Origin of the sequence: Brevundimonas sediminis, from assembly GCF_048799765.1 — a bacterium.
In the GTDB taxonomy this organism is placed as follows: domain Bacteria; phylum Pseudomonadota; class Alphaproteobacteria; order Caulobacterales; family Caulobacteraceae; genus Brevundimonas.
Genome location: NZ_JBLYQK010000015.1, coordinates 14,771 through 30,796, shown reverse-complemented (window position 1 = coordinate 30,796; position 16,026 = coordinate 14,771). Strand labels below are relative to the sequence as shown.

Here is a 16,026-nt window from a genome sequence, read left to right as displayed (position 1 = left end):
CCGGTTAAGGCAGGGTTACCGAAGCAGCGCCCGCGTCGCCGCCTCCACGTCGTCCTGACGCATCAGGCTTTCGCCGACGAGGATGGCCTGGGCATGGGCGTCCGAGACCCGTTGCACGTCGTCCGGGGTGAAGATGCCGCTTTCGGCGACCAGCAGGGCCTTGACCGGGCTGAGCATGGCGAGGCGTTCGGTGGTCTCCAGATCGACCTCGAAGGTGCGCAGCGAGCGGTTGTTCACCCCCACCAGATCGCCGCCCAGCTTGCAGGCGCGGGCCATCTCGGCTTCGTCGTGGGTCTCGATCAGGGCGTCCATGCCGAAGCGTTCGGCCTCTGACAGCAGTTCGGCGGCGAGCTTGTCGTCGATCATGGCCAGGATGATCAGGATGCAGTCGGCGCCCAGGGCGCGGCTCTCGGCCACCTGCCAGGGGTCGACCAGGAAGTCCTTGCGCAGGCAGGGCAGGGCGACCGCGTCGCGGGCGGCGGCGAGGTAGCTGTCGTCGCCCTGGAAGCTGGGGCCGTCGGTCAGGACGGACAGGCAGGCGGCGCCGCCGCGCTCATAGGCCCTGGCCAGCTCCGGCGGATTGAAGTCGGCGCGGATCAGGCCCTTGGACGGGCTGGCCTTCTTGATCTCGGCGATCAGGGCGGGGCGGCCGGTCTCCTCGACGTGGCGGTCCAGGGCGGCGCGGAAGCCGCGCGGAGCCGAGGCGAGGGCGGCGCGGGCCTCGACGGCGTCCTGCGACAGGGCGGCTTTCCGACCGGCGACGTCCTCGCGCTTGTAGGCGGCGATGCGTTCCAGCACGTCGGTCATGCCGTCTCCTCTTCCTCGATGGGCGTATTGGTGGCCTCGACCAGTTCGGCCAGGGCCCTGGCCGCGCGGCCGTCGTCGATGACAGCGGCGGCCTGAACCGCGCCCTCGGCCAGATCGGCGGCCTTGTCCGCGACCACCAGGGCGGCGGCGGCGTTCAGCAGGACCACGTCGCGATAGGCGCCGGTCGCCCCGTCCAGCAGGGCGCGCAGGGCGGTGGCGTTCTCCTCGGCGTCGCCGCCGCGGATGGCGCTGATGTCGTGGCGGGAAAGGCCCGCGTCCTCGGGCGCGACGGTGAAGCGATGGACGGCGCCGTCCTTCCATTCCGCCACCTCGGTCTCGCCGGTGACGGTCAGTTCGTCGAGGCCCTGACCGTGTACGGTCCAGGCCCGGATCGCGCCCAGACGCCCCAGCACCTCGGCCAGGGGCTCGAGCAGGCGGGGATCATAGACGCCCATGACCTGCCGCTTCGCCTGCGCCGGATTGGACAGGGGGCCCAGGAGGTTGAAGACGGTGCGGAAGCCGATCTCGGCCCGCACCGGCCCGACGTGGCGCATGGCCCCGTGGTAGGTCGGGGCGAACAGGAAGGCGATGCCGGCCTTGTCCAGCGCGCGCAGTTGCTGCGCCTCGCTGGCCTGCAGGTTCACGCCCAGCACCGACAGGACGTCGGACGAGCCGGATTTCGAGCTGAGCGCCCGGTTGCCGTGCTTGGCCACCTTCAGTCCGGCGCCCGCCAGCACAAGGGCCGCGGCGGTGGAGATGTTGTAGGTGTGCTGGCCGTCGCCGCCGGTGCCGCAGGTGTCGATCACCTCCCACGGATGATCCAGCGTCAGGGCCGCCTCGCGCATAGCGGTGGCGAAGGCCGCGATCTCGCCGACGGTCTCGCCGCGGATGCGCAGGGCGGTGACGGCGGCGGCGACCTGGGCCGGAGTCGGCTCGCCGCGCAGACAGGCGGCGAAGAAGGCGTGCGCCTCCGCATCCGACAGCACCTGACCGTCGACCAGTTTGGCGAGGATCGGCTTGACGTCCGCCACGTCAGACCATCGCGGTCCGGCGCACGTTCGCCAGGTCGAGGAAGTTGGCCAGCAGGTCGTGGCCGTGCTCGGTGGCGATCGATTCCGGGTGGAACTGGACGCCGTGGATCGGGCGGGTCCTGTGGGCCAGTCCCATGATCTCGCCGTCGGCGGTCCAGGCGGTGACCTCCAGCACGTCCGGGAGGGTCTCCCGCTTCACGGCCAGCGAATGGTAGCGGGTCGCGGTGAAGGGCGAGGGCAGGCCGCGGAAGACGCTCTTGCCCTCATGCAGGATGGGCGAGGTCTTGCCGTGCATCAGGGCCTTGGCCCGGATCACGTCGCCGCCGAAGGCCTGTCCCATCGACTGGTGGCCCAGGCAGACGCCGAAGATCGGCATGTCCAGCGGCGCGGTGTCGATCAGGGCCAGGCAGATGCCGGCCTCGTTCGGGGTGCACGGGCCCGGCGACAGCAGCACCGCCTCGGGCTTCAGCGCCCAGGCTTCGGCGGCCCTCAGGTCGTCGTTGCGCACGACCTTTGTCTCCGCGCCCAGCTCCGCGAGGTAGTGGACGAGGTTGTAGGTAAAGCTGTCGTAGTTATCGACGACGAGGATCATGGCTCTGCTTCTAGGGACTGGCGGCGGTCAGGCCAAGCACCGAGGGTGCGGTAAGATGACGTTAACCTTGTTGACCCGAATTGGGACGCTTCGACGGGGGAGGCTTCCATGGCCGACGGGATCCAGAAGGCGCGTGCTCTGCTGATGACGCCGGAGGCGGTGGCGACCAGCCCCTGGGCCGCCCTCGGCGCTGCGGCGTTGGCGGCGACGGCGGCGGTGCTGATGGCCGGGGTGGTGATCCTCGGACCGGGCGTCCGCTTCCAGGACGCCCCGCCCGTGTCTCAGGACCTGTTGCCGAACGGATAGCGCCATGCCTCGTCCGCGGCCCGCATCGGGGCGCGGGCCTTGGCCCGGGTCTCCGCATATTCCGCCGCCGGATCGCTGTCCGACACGACGCCGGCGCCGGCCTGGACGTGGATCTGTCCTTCGGTGAACAGGGCGGTGCGCAGGACGATGCAGATGTCCGCCTCGCCGCCCGCCGAGATATAGCCCACGCCGCCGCCGTAGCCGACGCCGCGCTTCACCTCTTCCAGCTCGTCGATGATCTCCATGGCCCGCACCTTGGGCGCGCCCGAGAGGGTGCCCGCCGGCAGCGCGGCCAGCAGGGTGTCGACGGCGTCCAGCTTCGGATCGGCCACGCCCTGCACGTCCGAGACGATGTGCATGACCGAGCTGTAGCGCTCGACCACGAAGCTCTCGGTGACCTCGACGGTGCCCGGCGCGGAGACCCGGCCCACGTCGTTGCGGCCCAGATCGAGCAGCATCAGATGTTCGGCGCGCTCCTTGGGATCGGCCAGCAGTTCAGCTTCCAGCGCCTTGTCGGTTTCCGGCGTCTCGCCGCGGGGGCGGGTGCCCGCCAACGGACGGATGGTCACCCGGCCGTCCTTCAGGCGCACGAGAATTTCCGGGCTCGAACCGGCCAGCTGGAAGTCGCCGAAGTCCAGGAAGAACAGATAGGGTGACGGGTTCTGTCGGCGCAGGGCGCGGTAGAAGGCCAGCGGATCCGCGTCCCAGTCCGCCGAGAACCGGTGGCTGAGCACGACCTGGAAGATGTCGCCGGCGCCGATGTAGTCCTTGGCCCGGGCGACCATCTGGCCGAACGCCGCCTCATCCACCGGAGAGACGAAGGCCGGGCCCGGCGCCTCGACCGGCGCGGGAATGGCGGGCAGGGGTGTCCGCAGGTCCGCCTCGAACCGGTCCAGTCGGGCGACGGCGGCGTCGAAGGCGGACCGGGCGTCCAGGCCGCTGTCCGGATAGGCGGCGGAAACCAGCACGATCTCGTGCTTCACGGAATCGAAGATGCCGACGATGGCCGGGCGGGTCAGGACCGCGTCCGGCAGGTCCAGCGGATCCGGGTTGGGCTCGCCGAGCGGCTCGAGCAGCCGGACCATGTCATAGCCGAACACCCCGAACAGACCCGCGGCCATGGGCGGCAGGTCATCCGGCAGGTCGAAGCGCGAGGCGGCCATCAGGGCCCGCAGCGAGGCGAGCGGATCGTCGCCGTCAGGCGCATACTGACCCGCGGCGATGGCGGCTCCCCCGCGCGCCAGTTCCGGCTTGCGGTCACGACAGCGCCAGACGATGTCCGGCTCCCGGGTGATGATCGAGTAGCGGCCGTTGACGGCGCCGCCCTCGACGGACTCCAGCAGGAAGGCGTGGGCGCGGCCGCGACCCACCTTCAGGAAGGCGGAGACCGGGGTCTCCAGGTCGTCCACCAGGCGGCGGACGACGACCTGCGGCCGGCCCGAGGACCAGCCTTCCCGGAAGGCGGAGAAGACGGCGGAAGAGTCCGCCGACGTCATTGCGCGGGCGCGGGAGTCGCGCCGCCCGGCGCGGCGGGCGCCACTTCCGGCAGGCCGAGGGCGACGCGGGCGCGAGGCTCGCTGAACTGCGCCTTCTGGCTTTCGGCCGCGGCCTTGATCGCCGTCTCGCCGAACCCGTTCAGCGCTTCGCTGGACAGACGACCCTGGTACTGCGCGGCGGCTCCGGCGGCGAGCGTCGGGTTCGGCGCGATGATGCGGTCGGTGCGGCCGATCACGAAGCTGTCGGCGGCCTGTTGCTGCGAGAAGATCTGTCCCGGCGGGGTGCTGAACACGCCGGAGATCACGCCGCGACCGCGGGTCTGGTCCTGCGCGCTGATGGCGGAGCCGGACTGCAGGGTCGCGCCGGCCGAGCGGGCGACGGCGGCGATGTCCTCGCCACCGCGGACACGCGCGGCCAGGGCGTTGGCGTGGTTGGTCAGCAGGCGGGCGTTCTCGCGCGCGGTCCAGGCGCTGGCCAGACGGCTGCGGAAGGTGGCGTCGCTCAGCGGCGGCACGGCGGCGGCGTTGATGCGGTCCAGTCGGATGACGGCATATTCGCCCTGGGCGATCGGCAGGACCTCGCTCTCGGCGTTGGCGGAGAGCTTCCACATCGCTTCCAGCAGTTGGGGCGGCATCTGGAAGTTCGGTTGCACGGGGCTGCGGCCATCGCGCTGGATCGGCGGCAGCGCCAGGGTGCGGGCGCCGACCTGGGCGACAGCGGCGTCCAGCGTCTTGCCGTCCTGACGCGCCTTGTCATAGGCCTCGACCCGTTCATAGACCGCGGCGCGGACATCTTCGGCGCGCAGTTCGTCCACGATCTGGGCGCGGACGGACTCCAGCGTGGCCGGGCTTCCGGGGGTGATGTCCGTCAGCTTGGCGACGACGAAGCCGACGCGGGCCTGGATCGGATCGGAGATCTGGTTGGGGGTCATGCCGAAGACGGCCGCGGCGACGGCCGGGTCGGTGACGGCGCTGCGCGGACGGTCGGTCGAGACCGTCGGCTGGACGTTGTTGGCCTGGGCGACCGCCTCGGGGGTCTGGCCGGCGCGCAGGGCGGCGGCGACACGATCGGCGACGGCCTTGCTGGGCACGGTCAGCGACACGAACGAGCGGGTTTCCGGCTGGGTCAGGGCGTCGCGGCGGAAGTTGAAGCGCTCCTCGATGCGGGCTTCGCTGATTTCCCCGCGCCCGTCGTTCGGGGCGTCGAACAGCACCAGGGTGGCCTGACGGGTCTCCGGAACGCGCAGGTCGTCCTCGTTCTGGCTGATGAAGGTGGTCAGCTGGGCGTCGGTCGGCGCGGCGGTCGTGCCGGCCATCGCCTGGGTCACCTCGAACCAGCGCGCGTCGCGGGTCTGGGTGGCCTGGTTGGCCAGGACCGCGCCATAGATGCGCGGCAGGCGCAGGCCCGCGCCGAGCGCCGAGCCGTAGTGACGGGTCACGATGTTGTCCCGGAAGCGCTGCTCGATGATCGGACCGGTGGTGTTGTTCTCGGCCAGAACCTGCGCATACCGCGTCTCGTCGAAGCGGCCCGTGACCGGGTCGAAGAAGTCCGGCACCTCACGAATCTGGCGCAGCACCAGCTCATTGCCCGGGCGGACGCCGGCGTTCCAGGCCCAGGACATGAAGCCGAGCTTCTGGGCTTCCTGCGTCAGATAGGCGGTCAGGGCGCCGTTGCCGATCAGTTCCTCATAGTCGATGGGGCGCCCCGCGCGCTGCTGGGCCTGTTCGCGCTCGCGATCCAGGTCGGCGCGGAAGGTGGGGGCGTCGATGGTCCGCTCACCGGCCCAGACGACATGCTTGGCGCCGAAACCGCCGAACACATCGCGAAGCTGGGAGCCGCCGGTGATCAGCAGGCCGAGGGCCAGCAGAATGAACAGGCCGGCAGCCCATTTGGACTTGGCGAAGGAGCGGAACGCGGTGAGCATGATCAGTCCTGACGGATGAGCGGCGAGAATGGCCGCTTCGGCCTATAGGGCGTGAGGGGCCAGCACGGCAAGACGATGGCGCCGCTTCCCGCGCCGGGTCTCTTGGCTTGCGCGTCCGGGCCGCCTAGAGAGGCGGCATGAAACAATCCGTGAAGTTGGTTGCCGGCAACTGGAAAATGAACGGCCTGGGCGCGAGCCTGGGCGAGGTGGAGCGTCTGAAGGCCGAACTGGCCGGTCAGGCCGCGACATGCCGGGTGGCCCTGTGTCCGCCCGCCACCCTGGTGGCGCGTATGGCGCAGCTGTGCGACGGCGGGCCGATCGAAGTCGGCGGGCAGGATTGCCGCGCCGAGGCTTCGGGCGCCTACACGGGCGATATCGCCGCCGCCATGTTGAAGGACGCCGGCGCCGGGCTGGTGATTCTGGGCCATTCCGAGCGCCGTCAGGGCTACGGCGAGACCAGCGCCCTGGTGCTGGCCAAGGCCGAGGCGGCGCTGGCGGCGGGGCTGTCGCCGATCGTCTGCGTCGGGGAGACCCTTGAGGAGCGGGAGGCGGGCCGGGCGGTCGAGGTGGTGCGCGGACAGGTGATCCAGTCCTTGCCGCTCGCCCTGGCGGGACATGCGTTCGCGGTGGCCTATGAACCGGTCTGGGCGATCGGCACGGGACTGACGCCCACGCTGGAGCAGATCGAGGAGGTCCATCGGGCCGTGCGCGCCGCGATGATCGAGCGACTGGGCCTCGGTGCGGCGGATCAGCCCATCCTGTACGGCGGTTCGGTCAAGCCGGACAATGCACGCGACATCTTGGCTGTCGCGGAAGTCGGCGGCGCGCTCGTCGGGGGCGCCTCGCTGAAGGCCGCGGACTTCCTGGAAATCATCCGCGCCGCCTGACCCCGGGACCTACCCCGCCCCGCGCCCTATTCCCTCACCCGGTTCTTGATGATAGACGCCGCCGCTTGATCGGCGCGGGTGCGCCACACATATCGGCCGTCATGCTCCAGATCATTCTCCTCGTCGTCATGATCCTCGTCTCGATCGCGCTTGCGGGCGTGGTCCTGCTTCAGCGCTCCGAAGGCGGCGCGCTGGGCATGGGCGGCGGTCCCTCGGGCTTCATGACCGCGCGCGGCGCCGGCAATCTGCTGACGCGGGCGACCTGGATCCTGGCGGCGATCTTCTTCGCCTGCGCCGTTTCCCTGACCATTCTCGGCAACGTCGAGCGCTCGAGCCGCTCGATCGTGGACGCGGACGCCGTGGGTGATCTGGCCACGCCGCCGCCGGCCGCCGGCCAACAGGCGCCCGCGGGCGCCCCGGACGCCGCACCCGCGCAGCCGGCCGCTCCGTCCCTGCAGGATCTGGAATCCAGCCTGTCGGCGACCCCGGCTCCGGCTCCGGCCCAACCCGCGCCGGCTGAATAAGGATGGGCGGGGACGTCTTCCCGCCTTCCTCTCCCGCCCTCAAAGTCTTCGCAGTTCAGGGGCGCGTTTTACGCGCCCCTTCTTCCACATGTTTGCTCGGTCCCCGGTCATCCGGCGGGCCGAATCAGCGGTAAGGTGATCCCCCATGGCCCGTTACGTGTTCATCACTGGCGGCGTGGTTTCCTCCTTGGGAAAAGGCCTCGCTTCCGCCGCTCTCGGCGCGCTTCTGCAAGCGCGCGGCTACAAGGTTCGCCTTCGTAAGCTCGACCCCTATCTGAACGTCGATCCGGGCACGATGAGCCCGTACCAGCACGGCGAGGTCTTCGTGACCGACGACGGGGCCGAGACCGATCTCGACCTCGGCCACTACGAGCGCTTCACCGGCGTCTCGGCCGCGAAATCGGACAACATCACCACCGGCCGCATCTACTCGACCATCCTCGAGAAGGAGCGCCGCGGCGACTATCTGGGCGCGACGGTCCAGGTGATCCCGCACGTCACCGACCAGATCAAATCCTTCTGCCTGAGCCAGGCCCTGACCGACGACGGGGAGGACGTGGATTTCGTGCTGGTCGAGATCGGCGGCACCGTCGGCGACATCGAGGGGCTGCCCTTCTTCGAGGCGATCCGTCAGCTCGGCCAGGACCTGCCGCGCGGCCAGAGCTGTTTCGTGCACCTGACCCTGCTGCCGTTCATCAAGACGGCCGGCGAGATGAAGACCAAGCCGACCCAGCACTCGGTCAAGGAGCTGCGCTCCATCGGCATCCAGCCGGACATCCTGCTGTGCCGCTGCGAGCAGCCGATCCCGGCGGACGAGAAGCGCAAGATCGGCCTGTTCTGCAACGTGCGCGAAAGCGGCGTCATCCAGGCCATGGACTCGGCGGACATCTACGCCGTGCCGCTGGACTATCACCGCGAGGGCCTGGACAGCGAGGTGCTGGCACACTTCGGCATCACCGACGCTCCCGCGCCGGACCTGTCCCGCTGGACCGACATCGTCGACCGTCGACTGAACCCGGACGGCGAGGTCACCGTCGCCGTGGTCGGCAAGTACACGGTGCTGAAGGACGCCTACAAATCCCTGATCGAGGCGCTTCATCACGGCGGTGTCGCCAATCGGGTGAAGGTGAACATCGACTGGGTCGAGGCCGAGACCTTCGAGGGCGACCGGGACGCCTGCAACGCGCGCCTGCAGGGCGCCCACGCCATTCTGGTGCCCGGCGGCTTCGGCGAGCGCGGCTCGGAAGGCAAGATCGAGGCGGCGCGCTTCGCCCGTGAGAACCGCATTCCCTATTTCGGCATCTGCTTCGGCATGCAGATGGCGGTGATCGAGGCGGCGCGGAACCTCGCCGGCTTCCCCAAGGCGTCCTCGACCGAGTTCGGCCCGACGAATGAGCCTGTGGTCGGTCTGATGACCGAGTGGACCCAGGGCAATCAGCGGGTCCTGCGCCAGCAAGGCGGAGACCTGGGCGGCACCATGCGTCTGGGCGCCTATGAGTCCACGCTGAAGCCGGGATCGAGGATCGCGGAGATGTACGGCGCGACCACCATCAGCGAGCGCCACCGGCACCGCTATGAGGTGAACATCAACTACCGCGAGGCGGTGGAGGAGAAGGGCGGCCTGGTCTTCGCCGGCCTGTCGCCGGACGGCGTCCTGCCCGAGACGGTCGAACGTCCGGGCCATCCCTGGTTCATCGGCGTCCAGTATCACCCGGAGTTGAAGAGCCGGCCGTTCGCCCCGCACCCGCTGTTCGCCGGCTTCATCGCCGCGGCGCTGGTGCAGAGCCGGCTGGTCTAGACGCGGGTCCGGCTTTTGCCGGGCGGGGTGGCCAGCCGGAGCTCAAGGCTTTCAAACGGTTGCCTCATCCTGCATCGGACGCAGGTCTGCATGCCCGGACGGGATCGACTGTCGACGAAGATGTGGCCCCTGAGGGCGCAGCGCAGTGCGTTGAACATCGCTGTTCTCCCTTCAGGAGAACCATGTTCTTCAGGCTATCCTGACGCAAGAAAAACAGTAATTTCTTTTAGTTAACGCGCAGAGATTGAGCGTTCGGCTCAGGCGCGCAAGGCGAGAAGGGCGAAGCTGGCCAGCCAGTGCTCGCCCATATAGTCGCCGGTGACATGGGGCAGGGCCGCCTCAAGGTGGGTGGCGGCGGCCTTGCGGGCGACGGCGGCCCGGATGTCGCCGTCCGGCAGGGCCGAGGCGATTTCGCGCCAGCACCAGGCCCGGCTCAGGTTCAGGCCATCGAGATGGGCGATCTTGCCGTCGGACCGGTCGCTGACGCTGGCCGGGCTGAACAGGGTGGCGGGCCGTTGTGATCCGACCCTGGGCAGGAAGGCGTTGAACCAGTCCTGGAAGTCGTGCGGATGCAGGACCCGCCGCATCAGGGCGGCCTCCATAAGGGCGGGTGACAGGAACTCGTCCTGCGACGGCTCCCAGGCCTGGCAGTCGCGGTCCTCCGCGTGCCAGGCCAGGGCCTTCTCCCGGCACAGGGCGGCCAGCACCGGATCATTGGCCTCGGCCCAGTCCAGCGTCAGCCGCAGGGCGAAGGCGGTGTTGTAGTGGGCGCCGACCCGGACCGGATAGGCGGCCAGCGGCAGGTAGGCGTGGAAGCGGTCGGCGAAGGCGCGGGCCAGCGGGCGCAGGATGGCGGCGCGGCGGCGGCCGTCCTCGCTGTCGTGCCGGTCCATCTCCGCCGCCAGCATCAGCAGCCAGCCCCAGCCGTAGGGGCGTTCGAACCCCCGGCTGGACGGCTGCTCGAGGTAGGCGACCTCGGCGGCGACGTTCTCCGGGGTGAACAGCTCATTGGCCAGGGCCCAGATGCGCGGCGCCTCGGGGCTGTCCGGATAGAGCCGCAGCAGGGTGAACAGGGTCCACCATCCGTGGACGCAGGAGTGCCAGTCAAAGCTGCCGAAGAAGATCGGATGCAGGTCGCGCGGACCCTTCACGTCGCGCCGGCCGGTCATCACGTGATCCAGCTTGTTCGGATACTCGCGGGTGACGTGGCCCAGGGCGGCGTTGGCGAAGCGGGAGGCCGTGGCGGCGTCGAGGCTGTGCGTCATCGGGAAACTCAGAAGCGGAAGGCGAGGGCGTACATCAGGACGATGTTGACGAAGAGCAGGATGAGGGCGGTCGGGATCTGGGCCCGGATCACGCCGTTCAGGGCGGCGTTGCGGTCGGGCAACTCCAGCAGGTTGGCGGGCACCACGTTGAAGTTGGCCGCCATGGGCGTCATCAGCGTCCCGCAGAATCCCGCCAGCATGCCGATGGCGCAGACGATGGCCGGGTCGCCGCCGAATTGGCGCACCACGATGGGCAGGCCGATGGCGGCGGTCATCACGGGGAAGGCGGCGAAGGCGTTGCCCATCACCACGGTGAACAGGGCCATGCCGAGGCAGTAGGCGATGACGGCCAGGAGGGGCGTGTTGAGGGGCACGGTCTGGCTGACCAGCTGACCCACCACACCGCCGACATCCGCCGCCAGGAAGACCGCGCCCAGCGAGGCCAGCATCTGGGGCAGAAGACTGGCCCAGCCGATCGAGTCCATCAGCCTGCGGCCCTCCTGCACGGGGGCGAGGACAGGCGGCCGGAACCAGGCCATGGCCGCGAACAGGGCGATCAGGCAGCCGAGGCCCAGCGCGATCAGGGTCGTCTGCTTGTCCGAGATCAGCCAGGCGCCCGCATCCGTGTATTTGGCCAGAAGGGTGCCGCCCACGGCGACCAGGGGGATGATCAGGGCGGGAATGAACAGGGCCGCGCCGTGTCGGGTCGCGCCCTCGCGCCGTTCTTCCGGGGTGGTGGTGGCCGGCCGGCCCACGCCCATCCTGCCGATCGCGCCGACGATGACCAGCGCCACCACCAGCAGGCCGTTGCCCAGGCCGCCCAGCAGGTCGCCGAACAGCAGGGAGGTGGCGATCAGGCCCCAGAACAGGGTGTTGCGGATGCGGGTCGGGTGCGTTCGGTCCATGGCCGTGAAGACCGCGAAGGCCAGGAACATCAGGCCGGTGACGATATAGGCGTGCTGCAGGGTGATCATCGCGCCGCCTCCGCCTCCGATGGGGGCGCGGCCAGATCGCGCTTCAGCGACCGGTCGAACAGCCACAGACGGACGCCGTGCACGATGAAGGCGGCGATGGCCGTGGGGATGGCCCAAAGGGAGATGTGCAGGGCCTCGACCTTGATGCCCGCCTGTTCGAGGAAACCGACCATCAGGACGATGGAGCCGATGGCGATGAAGATGTCCTCGCCGAAGAACAGGCCGATGTTGTCGGTGGCGGCGCTCATGCCACGGATGCGGAAGCGGACCTTGTCGGGCAGGGGGCCATGCTCGGCCTCCGCAGCGCCCTCGGCCATGGGAGCCACCAGCGGCCGCACCATCTGCGGATGCCCGCCCAGCGAGGTCAGGCCCAGCGCCGAGGTGGCCTGCCGCACGAACAGATAGACCAGCAGCAGCCGTCCGGCGGTGGCGGCGCGGACCTCGGCGATCAACTGGCGCGCCTTTTCCTGCAGCCCCGCCCGCTCCAGCACGCCGATGACCGGCAGGATCAGCCAGGTGATGTGGAAGTAGCGGTTGTCGTTGAAGGCGTCCCCGAACCGGCTGAGCGTCGTCACCCCCGCCTCGAACAGGCCGCGGGCGTCCACGCCGCCGCCGACCGCCGCCAGCACGCCTGTCACGACGGCGGCGGCCAGTATCACCAGCAGCGGATTGATCCGGGCGACAAAGCCCGCGACCACGACAGCGATCCCCAGAAGCACCAGCATGGCGTCCCCCTCCTTCCGAACGCGGACAGTCGCGCGGTTCGCGGCCCCGCGAAAGCCCTAGCGCTTTCCGAAACCGCCGCCCCCCGGCGTCTCGATGACGAAGACGTCGCCGGGCGCCATCCGCACCTCCGCCGTCGAGCTCAGAGCCTCCACCGTCCCGTCCGCGCGCTCGATCCGGTTCACACCCACCGCGCCCGATTCGCCCCCCGCCGCGCCGAAGGGCGGGGTGCGGCGGTGGTTGGACAGGATGGCGGCGGTCAGGGGCTCGAGGAACCGCACCCGCCGCACGGCGCCGTCGCCGCCCCGGTTCGCACCCGCGCCGCCCGAGCCGTGGCGGATGGAGAACGCTTCCAGCAGCACGGGGAAGCGCGTCTCCAGCACCTCGGGATCGGTCAGGCGGCTGTTGGTCATGTGGGTCTGCACCGCCGCCGTGCCGTCGAAGTCCGGCCCGGCGCCCGAGCCGCCGGCGATGGTCTCGTAATATTGCCGGGTGGCGTCGCCGAAGGTGAAGTTGTTCATCGTGCCCTGGCTGGCCGCCAGCACGCCCAGGGCGCCGTACAGCGCATCCACGACGGCCTGGCTGGTCTCCACATTTCCGGCCACCACGGCGGCGGGGTAGCGGGGGTTCAGCATCGACCCCTCGGGCACGATCAGGGTCACGGGCTTCAGGCAGCCCTCGTTCAGGGGGATGGCGTCGTCCACCAGGGTCCGGAAGACATAGAGGGTCGCCGCGCGGGTGATCGACAGCGGGGCGTTGAAATTGTTGGGTCGCTGGTCGCTGGTTCCGGTGAAGTCCACGACCGCGCTGCGGGCTTCGGCATCTACGTCGATCCGTACACGGATGATCGCGCCGTCGTCCATCTCGAGTTCGAATGCGCCGGGCTTCAGGACGGCGATGGCGCGGCGGACGGCCTCTTCGGCATTGTCCTGGATATGGCCCATGTAGGCGGCGACGACATCGCGGCTGAACTCGCCGACCATGCGGACCAGTTCGTCGGCGCCCCGGGCGCAGGAGGCGACCTGGGCCTTCAGATCGGCCATGTTCTGATCGACGTTGCGCGACGGGTGGCGACCCGAGGCGAACAGGGCGCGGGTCTCGGCGTCCCGCAGCGTCCCGGCGTCGACCAGCAGGAAGTCGTCGATCAGCACGCCTTCATCCTCAACCGTCTTCGAGGTCGGCGGCATGGAGCCGGGCGTGATGCCGCCGACATCCGCATGGTGCCCGCGCGCGGCGACGAAGAAGGCCGGGGCGTCGTCGGCGTCCAGGAAGACCGGCATGATGACGGTGATGTCCGGCAGGTGGGTGCCCCCATTGTAGGGCGCGTTCAGCATGTAGACGTCGCCGCGCCTCATCCCGCGCCCGTCGCGCGCCTCGCCCCGTGAGGCGATGACCGTGCGGATGCTCTCGCCCATCGAGCCCAGATGCACCGGAATGTGCGGGGCGTTGGCGATCAGGGCGCCGCCCGCGTCGAAGACGGCGCAGGAGAAGTCGAGCCGCTCCTTGATGTTCACCGAATAGGCCGTCGCCCTCAGCGCCTCGCCCATCTGTTCGGCGGCGGCCGTGAAGCGGTTGTTGAACACCTCCAGCAGGATCGGGTCGGCGTGGGTCCCGATGGCCTTGCGGGCGGGCAGGGGAACCGCCCGCGTCAGGATCAGGTTCAGCCCCGCATCCGCTTCGGCGCGCCAGCCCGGCTCGACCACGGTGGTGCCGGTGTCCTCCAGAATGACGGCCGGTCCCTCGATTGCGGCGCCCGGCCCGAAGGCTTCCCGGCGATAGACCGGCGTGTCTCGGCTGGCGCCGGCCATCCAGACCGGGGTGCGCGTGACAACCTCCGGTGCGCGGGCGGACAGGTCGCCGCCGACCTCCGCCGTCTGACCGGACAGCCCGACCGCCTCGGCCTCCAGTGTCTCGACCACCAGCGCCTTGCCCTCGGCGAAGAAGCCGAAGCGGCGGCGGTGCAGGGCCTCGAAGGCGGCGGTCATCTGATCCGTCGAACCGAAGGGCACGGTGAGGGGCGTGTCCGAGCCCGCGAACTTGATCTCGGCCCGCGCGGCCACGGTGATCCGGTCGAGAGCGAAGCCCTGGGCCGTCAGCTCCGCGCGCGCCTGTTCGCCCAGCGTCGCGATCCGCGCGGTCATGTCCGCGTCGGCGCCGGCCTCCAGCGGCATCGCCGCCGTCGCCTGCCGGATGGCCCGCACCTCGGCCAGGCCCATGCCATAGGCCGACAGAACGCCCGCGAAGGGGTGAAGCATCACCGTGGTCATGCCCAGGGCGTCGGCCACCAGACAGGCGTGCTGCCCGCCCGCGCCGCCGAAGCAGTTCAGGGCGTAGCGGGTGACGTCGTAGCCGCGCTGGATCGAGATCGACTTGATCGCCTCGGCCATGTTCTGGACGGCGATGGTGACGAAGCCCTCGGCCAGGGCTTCCGGGGCGGTCGGGCGACCGGTCGCGCGCTCGACCCCGGCGGCCAGTTCGGTGAAGCCCGCGCGGACGGCGTCGGCGTCCAGCGGCTGGTCGGCGCCCGGGCCGAAGACGGCGGGGAAGAAGTCGGGCTTCAGCTTGCCCAGCAGGACATTGCAGTCCGTGACCGTCAGCGGCCCACCCCGGCGATAGGCGCGCGGGCCGGGCACGGCGCCGGCGGACTCCGGTCCGACCCTCAGGCGGGCGCCGTCGAAGCGGCAGATCGAGCCGCCGCCCGCCGCCACCGTATGGATCGACAGCATGGGGGCGCGCAGCCGCACCCCCGCGACCACGGCGTCCGAGGTCCGCTCATACTCACCCGCGAAGTGGGACACGTCGGTGGATGTGCCGCCCATGTCGAAGCCGATGACGCGCCCGAAGCCCGCGGCCCGGGCGGTCTCCGCCATGCCGACCACCCCTCCGGCCGGGCCGGAGAGGATGGCGTCCTTGCCCCGGAAGGCGCCCGCCGCGGTCAGTCCGCCGTTCGACTGCATGAACAACAGGGGTGTGGCGTCGCCGAGGTTATCCCCAACCTTGTCCACATAGGCGCGCAGGATCGGCGACAGGTAGGCGTCGGCGACCGTGGTGTCGCCGCGCCCGATCAGCTTGATCAGCGCGCCGACCTCATGGCTGACCGAGATCTGCTCGAAGCCCAGTTCGCGGGCGATGTCAGCCACCTGTCGCTCATGATCAGTGAAGCGCCAGCCGTGCACCAGGGCGATGGCCACCGACCGGAACCCGGCCTCCCGGGCGGCCATCAGTCCCCGCCTTGTCCCCTCGATATCCACAGGCCTGTCCACAGCTCCGTCGGCGCGGACCCGTTCGTCGATCTCGACCACCCGGTCGTACAACTGGTCGGTCAGGCGGATGTGGCGGGCGAACAGTTCCGGGCGGCTCTGCCAGCCGATGCGCAGGGCGTCGCCGAAGCCGCGGGTTATCGCCAGCACGGTCGGCTCGCCCTTGCGCTCCAGCAGGGCGTTGGTGGCGACGGTGGTGCCCATGCGGACGGTCTCGACCCGTCCGGCGGGCAGGGGGGCGGGCTCGGCGCCCAGCACCCGGCGCACGCCCTCGACGGCGGCGTCGGCGTACTGTTCTGGGTTCACCGACAGAAGCTTGCGGGTGCTCAGGGCGCCGTCGGGCGCGCGGGCGACGACATCGGTGAAGGTGCCGCCCCGGTCGATCCAGAACCGCCACCCGTCCGCCTGTCGCATCGCGCCGTCCCGACTCATCCGGTC

The 16,026-nt window shown here is 70.2% G+C and carries 13 protein-coding genes; 4 read left to right on the top strand and 9 right to left on the bottom strand.

Annotated features, from left to right (window positions below; all coding sequences use genetic code 11):
* Positions 1-15 precede the first annotated feature (15 nt).
* From trpC to ACLQ7T_RS09925, 3 genes are read right to left on the bottom strand one after another with little or no spacing between them, the layout of a single operon-like run.
* Entirely contained in the window at positions 16-807 is a 792-nt protein-coding gene (gene trpC / locus ACLQ7T_RS09935; protein WP_420479296.1) for an indole-3-glycerol phosphate synthase TrpC, read from the bottom strand.
* Positions 804-1,838, bottom strand: coding sequence for an anthranilate phosphoribosyltransferase (gene trpD, locus ACLQ7T_RS09930; RefSeq protein WP_420479295.1), 1,035 nt, complete (start codon positions 1,836-1,838; stop codon positions 804-806). The genes trpC and trpD overlap by 4 nt, the downstream gene beginning before the upstream one ends.
* 1 nt (position 1,839) lies before the next feature.
* Positions 1,840-2,430 carry an anthranilate synthase component II gene (locus tag ACLQ7T_RS09925; RefSeq protein ID WP_420479294.1) on the bottom strand — a complete coding sequence of 197 codons (591 nt, stop codon included), beginning with the start codon at positions 2,428-2,430 and terminating at the stop codon, positions 1,840-1,842.
* A 108-nt stretch (positions 2,431-2,538) separates the two neighbouring features.
* Here ACLQ7T_RS09925 and ACLQ7T_RS09920 point away from each other — a divergent pair, with 108 nt between their 5' ends.
* Complete coding sequence (locus tag ACLQ7T_RS09920) at positions 2,539-2,736, top strand: peptidoglycan-binding protein (protein ID WP_420479293.1); 198 nt, start codon at positions 2,539-2,541, stop codon at positions 2,734-2,736.
* On the opposite strand, the gene trpE is transcribed toward ACLQ7T_RS09920, so the two are convergent.
* On the bottom strand, positions 2,712-4,232 hold the full coding sequence (gene trpE, locus ACLQ7T_RS09915) for an anthranilate synthase component I (RefSeq protein WP_420479292.1): 1,521 nt from the start codon (positions 4,230-4,232) through the stop codon (positions 2,712-2,714). The two genes, ACLQ7T_RS09920 and trpE, sit on opposite strands and share 25 nt — an antisense overlap.
* Complete coding sequence (locus ACLQ7T_RS09910; protein ID WP_420479291.1) at positions 4,229-6,157, bottom strand: peptidylprolyl isomerase; 1,929 nt, start codon at positions 6,155-6,157, stop codon at positions 4,229-4,231. Before ACLQ7T_RS09910 ends, trpE begins: the two co-directional genes overlap by 4 nt.
* Positions 6,158-6,294: 137 nt before the next feature.
* On the opposite strand from ACLQ7T_RS09910, the gene tpiA reads away from it, so the two are divergent.
* From tpiA to pyrG, 3 genes are all read left to right on the top strand, one after another.
* Entirely contained in the window at positions 6,295-7,044 is a 750-nt protein-coding gene (gene tpiA / locus ACLQ7T_RS09905) for a triose-phosphate isomerase (protein ID WP_420479290.1), read from the top strand.
* Positions 7,045-7,145: 101 nt separating this feature from the next.
* Positions 7,146-7,568, top strand: a complete 423-nt coding sequence (gene secG / locus ACLQ7T_RS09900) for a preprotein translocase subunit SecG (RefSeq protein WP_420479289.1) — start codon at positions 7,146-7,148, stop codon at positions 7,566-7,568.
* Positions 7,569-7,713: 145 nt separating this feature from the next.
* Positions 7,714-9,366 carry a CTP synthase gene (pyrG, locus tag ACLQ7T_RS09895; RefSeq protein ID WP_420479288.1) on the top strand — a complete coding sequence of 551 codons (1,653 nt, stop codon included), beginning with the start codon at positions 7,714-7,716 and terminating at the stop codon, positions 9,364-9,366.
* Between the two features lie 257 nt (positions 9,367-9,623).
* On the opposite strand, the gene ACLQ7T_RS09890 is transcribed toward pyrG, so the two are convergent.
* From ACLQ7T_RS09890 to ACLQ7T_RS09875, 4 genes are read right to left on the bottom strand one after another with little or no spacing between them, the layout of a single operon-like run.
* Entirely contained in the window at positions 9,624-10,631 is a 1,008-nt protein-coding gene (locus ACLQ7T_RS09890; protein WP_420479287.1) for a DUF2891 domain-containing protein, read from the bottom strand.
* An 8-nt stretch (positions 10,632-10,639) separates the two neighbouring features.
* Positions 10,640-11,605: a DUF979 domain-containing protein gene (locus tag ACLQ7T_RS09885; RefSeq protein ID WP_420479286.1), complete on the bottom strand. Its 966-nt coding sequence runs from the start codon at positions 11,603-11,605 to the stop codon at positions 10,640-10,642.
* Complete coding sequence (locus ACLQ7T_RS09880; protein WP_420479285.1) at positions 11,602-12,330, bottom strand: DUF969 domain-containing protein; 729 nt, start codon at positions 12,328-12,330, stop codon at positions 11,602-11,604. The genes ACLQ7T_RS09885 and ACLQ7T_RS09880 overlap by 4 nt, the downstream gene beginning before the upstream one ends.
* A 57-nt stretch (positions 12,331-12,387) precedes the next feature.
* The gene (locus tag ACLQ7T_RS09875; protein WP_420479284.1) at positions 12,388-16,020 is read right to left on the bottom strand and encodes a hydantoinase B/oxoprolinase family protein; all 3,633 of its coding nucleotides are present in this window, start codon (positions 16,018-16,020) and stop codon (positions 12,388-12,390) included.
* Positions 16,021-16,026 lie beyond the last annotated feature (6 nt).

Bases quoted from the DNA above. Each gene is read 5' to 3' on its own strand.
- trpE (WP_420479292.1), bottom strand. From the start codon at position 4,232: ATGACGTCGGCGGACTCTTCCGCCGTCTTCTCCGCCTTCCGGGAAGGC.
- ACLQ7T_RS09910 (WP_420479291.1), bottom strand. From the start codon at position 6,157: ATGCTCACCGCGTTCCGCTCCTTCGCCAAGTCCAAATGGGCTGCCGGC.
- ACLQ7T_RS09890 (WP_420479287.1), bottom strand. From the start codon at position 10,631: ATGACGCACAGCCTCGACGCCGCCACGGCCTCCCGCTTCGCCAACGCC.
- ACLQ7T_RS09880 (WP_420479285.1), bottom strand. From the start codon at position 12,330: ATGCTGGTGCTTCTGGGGATCGCTGTCGTGGTCGCGGGCTTTGTCGCC.
- tpiA (WP_420479290.1), top strand. From the start codon at position 6,295: ATGAAACAATCCGTGAAGTTGGTTGCCGGCAACTGGAAAATGAACGGC.
- secG (WP_420479289.1), top strand. From the start codon at position 7,146: ATGCTCCAGATCATTCTCCTCGTCGTCATGATCCTCGTCTCGATCGCG.
- ACLQ7T_RS09920 (WP_420479293.1), top strand. From the start codon at position 2,539: ATGGCCGACGGGATCCAGAAGGCGCGTGCTCTGCTGATGACGCCGGAG.
- ACLQ7T_RS09885 (WP_420479286.1), bottom strand. From the start codon at position 11,605: ATGATCACCCTGCAGCACGCCTATATCGTCACCGGCCTGATGTTCCTG.
- pyrG (WP_420479288.1), top strand. From the start codon at position 7,714: ATGGCCCGTTACGTGTTCATCACTGGCGGCGTGGTTTCCTCCTTGGGA.
- trpC (WP_420479296.1), bottom strand. From the start codon at position 807: ATGACCGACGTGCTGGAACGCATCGCCGCCTACAAGCGCGAGGACGTC.
- ACLQ7T_RS09925 (WP_420479294.1), bottom strand. From the start codon at position 2,430: ATGATCCTCGTCGTCGATAACTACGACAGCTTTACCTACAACCTCGTC.
- ACLQ7T_RS09875 (WP_420479284.1), bottom strand. From the start codon at position 16,020: ATGAGTCGGGACGGCGCGATGCGACAGGCGGACGGGTGGCGGTTCTGG.